The 1,032-nt window shown below is 33.7% G+C and carries 1 protein-coding gene; it reads right to left on the bottom strand.

What is annotated here, in order from left to right; all coding sequences use genetic code 11:
- Nucleotides 1-136: 136 nt before the first annotated feature.
- Nucleotides 137-1,000, bottom strand: a complete 864-nt coding sequence (locus DQ356_RS11110) for an aminoglycoside 6-adenylyltransferase AadS (RefSeq protein WP_003013318.1) — start codon at nucleotides 998-1,000, stop codon at nucleotides 137-139.
- Nucleotides 1,001-1,032 lie beyond the last annotated feature (32 nt).

Here is a 1,032-nt window from a genome sequence, read left to right as displayed (position 1 = left end):
TAACGTGCCGCGTATTGGCGATGGGCGGGATTTTTAGCACTGAACTTTAATCGAAGAACAGAAGTTGAATTTTGCACTTCCGTTGATACGAAGCCGTTCAGCCCGCCTATTGCCAATACGATGTTGTACGACGTAGTTATGTTTTGGGTTTTAGTCCAGCTAAATATTTTCGTATGTCATTTTCTAATTTATCCGGGTATTTGTACTCTAATTTTTTTGACAATTCAGTTCCTATTTCTGAAACTAAATCAGTCATTGAAAATAGAGCAGTCCAATTTTCCTTTATATCGCTCCCTGAAAATGTTTGTTCTGTTTTAGCCCACATTTCCTGGTTAAGATACTTTTTGAAAAGTCGTCCATATTTATTGGTCGTTATGTTCCAATTGTGTTCACTTGCAATGTGCCATTCAATTAAAGGAATTAAATATTCTGTGCGAATAACGGTTTCCGACATAAATTTCGCATAGAATATTTCATCTCTCACAAGACACTTTGCCACGTAAGTTGTGTCCCACCAAAAATCGTTTATTAGATTTTGAAACTCTTTTTCAGACGGTTTTTTGATAATGGAAATTTGATAAGTTGGTTTCAGCATTTGCTTTGTAATACCATCTTTATCAATTAAAATTTTATAACCAATATCCCAATCTTCTGGTAATTCTTTCTCTTGCGTTTCCTTTATAAATTTTGATTTGCTGTAAAGTTTAAAATCTACTTTCACACCGTCTTCATAAAGTAGCATTTTCATTGCGTGTTTATGGTTAAAACAACTTTCGTCTTCTTCAATCATAGCAATTGGATTTCCGAATTTAAGCGTCCAGCTTTTGTCTGAAATGTAATTTGTATTATCCTCAAAAACAAATTCAATGTCTAAATCACTAAATTCGTCAACAAGTGCTAAAGGATTTACAAGTGAACTTGTCAGAAGAAGAACTCTTACATCTTCGTTTTTCTCCGACCATTCTATAATTGTTCTTAACTTTTCTTCTCTGACTTTCATTTTGTTTGGTTCGGTTTTACTATGTCGTACAA

Source organism: Chryseobacterium lacus (assembly GCF_003336205.1).
Lineage (GTDB): Bacteria > Bacteroidota > Bacteroidia > Flavobacteriales > Weeksellaceae > Chryseobacterium_A > Chryseobacterium_A lacus.
This window is presented reverse-complemented; position numbering and strand designations above follow the sequence as displayed.